This window comes from Phenylobacterium sp. (assembly GCF_020402505.1).
Lineage (GTDB): Bacteria > Pseudomonadota > Alphaproteobacteria > Caulobacterales > Caulobacteraceae > Phenylobacterium.
On sequence record NZ_JADBZL010000015.1, the window covers coordinates 37991 to 44600 of the forward strand.

At 64.3% G+C, this 6610-nt stretch carries 4 protein-coding genes, 1 tRNA gene and 1 pseudogene; 3 read left to right on the plus strand and 3 right to left on the minus strand.

What is annotated here, in order from left to right; all coding sequences use genetic code 11:
• Positions 1–37: 37 nt before the first annotated feature.
• The 3 genes from IM632_RS01095 to selA form a co-directional block, all read right to left on the minus strand.
• Positions 38–835, minus strand: coding sequence for a hypothetical protein (locus IM632_RS01095; protein ID WP_296479575.1), 798 nt, complete (start codon positions 833–835; stop codon positions 38–40).
• Positions 836–1189: 354 nt separating this feature from the next.
• Complete coding sequence (locus IM632_RS01100) at positions 1190–2062, minus strand: hypothetical protein (RefSeq protein WP_296479576.1); 873 nt, start codon at positions 2060–2062, stop codon at positions 1190–1192.
• Positions 2063–2296: 234 nt separating this feature from the next.
• The gene (gene selA, locus IM632_RS01105) at positions 2297–3727 is read right to left on the minus strand and encodes an L-seryl-tRNA(Sec) selenium transferase (protein ID WP_296479577.1); all 1431 of its coding nucleotides are present in this window, start codon (positions 3725–3727) and stop codon (positions 2297–2299) included.
• Positions 3728–3852: 125 nt separating this feature from the next.
• Here selA and selB point away from each other — a divergent pair, with 125 nt between their 5' ends.
• The 3 genes and pseudogenes from selB to IM632_RS01120 form a co-directional block, all read left to right on the plus strand.
• On the plus strand, positions 3853–5793 hold the full coding sequence (gene selB / locus IM632_RS01110; RefSeq protein WP_296498209.1) for a selenocysteine-specific translation elongation factor: 1941 nt from the start codon (positions 3853–3855) through the stop codon (positions 5791–5793).
• 13 nt (positions 5794–5806) lie between these two features.
• Positions 5807–5901 (plus strand) — tRNA-Sec (locus IM632_RS01115).
• A 40-nt stretch (positions 5902–5941) separates the two neighbouring features.
• Positions 5942–6610 (plus strand): annotated as a pseudogene (locus IM632_RS01120) (hypothetical protein); the annotation flags it as partial.

Here is a 6610-nt window from a genome sequence, read left to right on the forward strand (position 1 = left end):
GGTGATGTTACGCCAAGGCGGCGGAATGGTCGCCGCCTTAAGGACTCTCTCCGCGCGCCTTGCCGGTCTTCAACCGAGGTCGCCACTCGTACTCCGTTTCGAGAAACCAGCGGTGTAAGTCACTGCAGTTGTCGGATGCCGCAAACTCGGCAAAGGCGGCGTCCACATCGCCGACGCGTTCCGGTGGGAAGGACTCCATAATGAGTGGGAACGTACCAGAGAACTCCAGAGCATATCCCTGTTCGCTCGAAATCAGGTTATCATATTGAGATCTTGCGTGACCAAGACTCGCTAGGAAGTGAAAATCGATCGTGCCTGACGCCCAGGAATCCCAGTTGTAATCATCTGGGATATCAAACATGAGTGGGTGTCTGTGCAAGGCTTGGCAACGAACTCTTGTTTGACTGATGTCATAAACGGCGCTCGGCCATCCACGACTGAATCTCCGATAGCCTCCTTTTCGGGCCAAGTTAAGAGTAATCGGATGCAAAACCGTCAAAGCATTTTCAAGTAATTCATCGTCAAAATCCTTGTAAATCAGGAGAAACAAATCTTTCCATATCCGAATGCCAGGTAACGTCATGACGCGTGCTGCGGAGTCCTTGATTCGAAGGAAAGCCTCCCTCGATATAACTGCATCGGGGTTCTGGTATACGAATCTTGTAACTCCATAACTATGTAATACCTTTAGGACATAATAGTCGAGAGTTGATGCAAACGCATACTTGCTCTCTCCATTGTAATATCCGCAATCAAAAGCGATATCGACCACACTTTTTATTTCCTCGATGTATTCTGTGGTCGTCGCGCAGGCGATGAAAAATCCTTCGGGCAAGATCCTTCTCGTGTATGGCAAAACGTAATTCTTATAGAAATCAACATAATCTCGCCCCCAAACAGTCGTGATGATAGCTATTTGACGCATAAGTTTTATCCGAGTTTGCTCATTGTGATATCGCCTTATCGAGTCGAACCAATGCCCACACCCTAAAATTCAAATAACATCCGGAAATTGGGAAAATGGTGGAGTTAAAAGATGATTCAAGCAGAATTCTCGAATATGTAAAATCAATTTCAGATCCCACTCTCATATGCGCTTTCAGTTGCGCTCGAATTCAAGACGCGCACGATTGCGAAGCCTCCGCAGTAGAACATTCGCTTCCGAATGAAGCCATGCAAGGTCAAGCGCCTAATTAGTCCTCACCTTTGGTCGCCACTCGTACTCCGTCTCGAGAAACCAGCGGTGTAAGTCGCTGCAGCTGGCGGATGCCGCAAACTCGGCGATGGCGGCGTCGATATCAACGTCTTTCTCAGGAGGGTGAGAGTAGACGATTGTTGGTTCTGTTCCGGAAAACTCCAGTGCATAGCCCTGATCACTCGACGTCAAGTTGTCGAAAGCGGACCTCGGATGACCCAGAGTTTCGAGAAAGATAAAATCGACTGTTCCTCCCGGGCAGGAATCCCAGTCGTAATCGTCCGGGATATCGAACATGAGCGGATGTCGATGAAGCGCCTGGCACCGGATTCTCTCGGGAGTGATGTCATAAACGATCTGCGGCCATCCACGGCTGAACCGGCGGAACCCTCCCCTCCGGGCCAATGACAGAGTCATCGGATGAAGGACAGTCAGCGCATTCTCAAGCAATTCGTCATCAAGTTCCTTATAAATCAAAAGAAATAACTCTTTCCAAGCTCGAATCCCAGGCAATGTCATGACCCTGGCAGAGCTTTCTTTGATTCGAACAAAAGCTTCTTTCGATATAATAACATCAGGATTCTGGTAGACGAATCGACGAACACCTTTTTCATGAAGAGTGCGCATCGCCGCTTTATCTAATGACCATACGAAATCGTATTTATTTTGGCCGCCATAATATCCACAATCGAATACAATATCGACTAGGCCATTTAGCTCTTCAACGTATTCAGTCGTCGTTGGGCAGACAATCAGGAATCCTTCAGGCAAAACGCGCCGTGTGTAGGGCAAAACATGATTCTTGTAGAAATCAACATAATCGCGACCCCAAACGGTTGTGATGATGGCTATCGGCGGTTTTTCCATTTGATTAGCTCGATCAGGCTTAACTCACGACATCCCGAAGGCGAGAGCCTCGGATGGCGCGTCCAATGGCGACTGCCCCCGCGAATCGGAACGGAACACCTGTCGAACCATCGTCGCGGCAGTCGGCTTTGTCTATCTGGGGGGCGCAGGTTGGCGCTCGCCTCTCGGGTGTTCCTGCACTTGCCAGGCCCCTGCATCGCTTGAGCGGGGATAGGCCGCTGGCTTCGCCTGAGATCAGGCCTCAGGCCCGAGGGGGATCTGCGATATCGCCGCGATCGCCGAGACAAGGACAGGTATGTCCTCATCCGCGAGGGTGCGCATCTCCAGCAGCACCCGATCCTGTTCAATGCGGCCGAGGATCGGTGTGGGGCTGGTCCTCAGCTGATGAGCGAGGGCCTCAGCGCTGAGCCGCAGGCTGCGGAGGGCCAGGGCCCGACCGGGAAGGGGCCGCATGGGCAGGGCGCCCCCGCCCGCATAGCCCTCTGTCTCCCTGATCTCGATCTCAAGATTTTCGACGCCCCCGACCTGCGACTTCAGGGCGATGGCCCTGGCGTCCAGGGTCGTCGTGTCCTGCGCCAGCAACCGCAGGATCGGAATCCGCTCGAAGGGGTCGCAGGGCGGGCGATAGAGCCGAAGGGTGGCGGCGAGGGCGGCCGTGGAAAGCTTGTCGAGGCGAAGGGCCCGGGCCAGCGGATGGGCCTCCAGCCGTTCGACCAGAGCCCTGCGTCCGGCCGCGAGCCCCGCCTGGGGTCCACCCAGCAGCTTGTCCCCGCTGAAGAGGACGAGGTCCACGCCGGCCCTCAGGCTGGCCTGCACGGTGGGTTCCTCGGCCATGCCGAAGGGCGCGAGGTCAACGAGGGCCCCGCCGCCCAGATCCTCCACCAGGAGAAGGCCGTGGGCATGAGCGAAGTGGGCGAGGCTCTCGAGGGATGGGGCGCTGGTGAAGCCGGAAATCCGGAAATTGCTGGGGTGGGTCCGCAGGATGACCCGGGCGTCCGGATGATCGGCCAGGGCCTTTTCGTAGTCGCGCAGGTGGGTGCGGTTGGTGGTCCCCACCTCGATCAGGCGCGAGCCGCTCTGGGCCACGACGTCGGGGATCCGGAAGCCGCCGCCGATCTCCACCAGCTCGCCCCGGGAGACGATGACCGGCGCGCCCTCCGCCACCGCCGCAAGGGCGAGCAGCACCGCGCCGGCGCAGTTGTTCACGGCCAGCCCCCCCTCGGCGCCGGTCATCTCGGCGATCAGGGGATCAAGGTGCTCCTGCCGGGAGGACCTGCGGCCGGTGACCAGGTCGAGCTCGAGGTTGGCGTAGCCCGCCGCCGCCGCTACCGCCGCGACGGCCTCCGGCGCCAGGGGCGCCCGCCCCAGGTTGGTGTGGATCACGACGCCCGTCGCGTTGACCACAGGGTAGAGAGTCTCGCGGACCCCTGCTGCCAGGCGGGTCTCCGCCGCCTCAAGAAGGACCCCGGGCGTGGGGAGGACCCAAGGGTCTGCTGCGACGCGGGTCCGGGCCTCGGACAGGACGGCGCGCACAGCGCGCGTCAGGGCGGCGGCGCCGTAGCGGGCCTTCAGGGGGCGGGCGATCGGGTCCTCACAAAGCGCGCCCACGGCCGGCAGGCGGCGTCTGGGGTCCGGCTTCGCGGCGTTGGGGGTCTTTACCGTCAAGGCGCGCCTCTCTCTCTGACCGACTATAGGGAGCCGGCCCGACGGCGGGCAAGCGAGGCGGATGACCTCGGCGCAGGTTCGACGTAGGGAATCACTATGCGCCAAACCCGCACGGGACCTGTTCAGTGACCGCCGCTGCGCCTCCGCCCCTCGGCCTGGCGGTGATCGGCCACGTCAACCACGGCAAGACGGCGCTTGTCCGCGCGCTGACCGGTATGGAGACGGACCGGCTGCCGGAGGAGAAGACCAGGGGGCTTTCCATCGCCCTCGGCTTCGCCTTCCGCGAGGATCCGGCCGGCGACATCGACTTCCTTGATGCCCCGGGGCACGAGGACTTCATCCGTGCGATGGTCATGGGCGCCGCCGGGGCCCGGGCGGTTCTCCTGGTGGTCTCAGGCGTCGAGGGTTTTGGCCGGCAGACCCGCGAGCACCTTCGGATCGCCGGCCTCTTCGGCCTGCGGGACGGCCTGGTGGCGGTGACCAAGGCCGACCTCGTTTCGCCGGAGGCGCGCGACGACCTCAGGGCGCAGCTGGCGGCGGAACTGTCTGGAAGCTTCCTCGCCCCGGCGCCCATCGTCTTCTGCTCGGCCGTCACCGGCGAGGGACTTCAGGCCCTGGGGCGCGAGATCGCCGCCCTGGCCCTGCGGACACCGCCGCCGGACCCCCTGCCGGGCGTCTTCCTGCCCCTGGACCGGGTCTTCAGCCTGGCGGGGACGGGCACGGTGGTCACCGGCTCCCTGCAGGGCGCGGACCTTCAGGCGGGGACCGAGGCCGTGCTGGAGCCCTCTGGCCGAAGGGTTCACCTGCGCCAGCTACAGGTCCACGGCCAGGCGGTCGCCGCGGCCCGGGCCGGCGGCCGGGTGGCGGCGGCCCTGCGCGGAGTCTCCCCGGAGGAGGTGCGGGTGGGCGACGTCCTCTGCGCACCGGGAATCTTTCCTTCCTCCCAAAGGATCGACGCCGAGGTCGAACTGACGCCCGACGCCGCCCGGCCCCTCCGGTCCGGGGACGAGGTGCGGGTGCTCTGGGGCGCCCGGCAGGATCTCGCCCGGGTGCGGCTGATCGGCGCCTCGGCGCTCGAGCCCGGCGGCTCGGGCCTCGCCCAGTTCCGCTTCGCCAGCCCGGTTCCGGTCCACGCCGGCCAGCGCCTTCTCCTCCGCCGTCCTTCGCCCGCCGCCACCCTCGGCGGCGGCCGGGTGCTGGATCCCGTCGCGCCCGTGCTCCGGTCCCGGACCGTCGAGGCGCGGCGCGAGCTGCTGGCCGCCGCCGCGAAGGGACGGCCGGTGCCCATTGCAGAGGCCCTTGCCCGGCGGGATGGCGGCGCTGTGTCCGCAACAGAGGCGGCCCGGCTGTCGCGCCGGCTTACGGAAGAGGTCCGCTCGCGCCTCGCCCGGACCTTCGTGCGCCTCGACGAGGATCTCTTCGCGCCGGAGTCCGCCGTGCAGTCGGCGATGCAGGCCTATCTGGACCGGCTTGGCGAGGCGCACCACGCTCACCCCATGCGCGCCTTTGTCGCTCTTGGCGCCCTCCGGGGCGGCCTCTCCCGGACCCTGTCCCCGGAGCTGATCGTGCACGTGGAGGGCAGGCTCGCTGACTCTGGCGAGATCCGGATCGAACGGGGCCAGGCGGCCCTGAAGGGCCACGACCCTTTCGCCACCCTGTCGCCGGATCAGCGCGCCCGCCTGGAAGAGATCGAGTCGACCTGCCGGGAGGGCGGCATGACCCCGCCGGACGCCTCGGTCCTCGCCGGCGAAGCAGACTCCGCCGCCCTCCTGGGCCTCCTGTTGGAGTCCGGGCGACTGGTCTCCCTGCGCAACCACGCCCTGCGCCAGACCCTGGTCTTCCACCGTGACGCCCTGGACGCGGCCCTCCGGGACCTGGAGGCGGCCTTCCCGCCGCCTGCGGAGTTTACCACCGGCGAGGCCCGGGCGGCCCTTTCCACCTCGCGCAAGTTCATCGTCCCGGTCCTGGAGTTCCTCGACGCCCGGGGTGACACGGTCCGCCGGGGCGACCTACGGCAGGTCCTGCACCCAAGAAACCGCTTCGGTCCGGAGCCCGTCCCGCACTAGTGTCGAGACCACTGGAGGTGACTGGAGTCTGGTGGCTTCCCCGGTCTTCAAAACCGGTGACACGCCTCACCGGCGTGTGGTGGGTTCGATTCCCATCCACCTCCGCCAGAATGGGCTCCGCACCGGGGGCAGGTTGGAGGAGGACGACATGAGCAAGACCCCGGGGGCCTTCAGCCTTCGAGACCTCGAGGGCGAGGCGCGAAGTTTCCCCACCGGCCGTCCAGGCCTTGTCTGCTTCGCCAAGGAAGATTGCGCCACCTGCAACCTCGTCGCGCCGATCCTGGAGGCCTTCCACCGCACCTGGGGTGCGCAGGCCGACGTCTGGATGGTGGCGCAGGCGCGGGACGGGGCCGAGATCCTCCGCGACCGCCACGGCCTGACCCTGCCGATCCTGGACGACAGCGGCCTGCGCACCTCCCTCGCCTGGGACTTCGAGAGCGTGCCTGCGGTCTTCTGGACGGACGCAGGCGGGGTGACCGCGCCGGTGATGGAGGGCTTCGTGAAGGCCGAGTGGGAGGTCCTCGCCGCCAGGGTGTCCGCCGCCCTCGGGACTCCGGCGCCGCAGGTGGACTGGGCCAGCCTGCCGGACTGGAGGCCCGGCTGCGGCTCCAAGCACCTGGACCCCGACATCCACGACCGCCTCATCGCCGAGGCCGAGGGCAGCCCCATCCGCGCCCGCCGGATCGAGATCGCCGGGTCCGACGATATCGACGAGTTCATGTTCGACCAGGGCTTCAGCGACGGCCTTCCCCTGGTCCCGCCGACGCCTGAGCGTGTGATCCGCATGCTGTCGGGCACGACCCGCAACCCGCAGGAC

Coding starts and splice junctions, on each gene's coding strand:
- IM632_RS01100 (WP_296479576.1), bottom strand. CDS start 2,062: ATGGAAAAACCGCCGATAGCCATCATCACAACCGTTTGGGGTCGCGAT.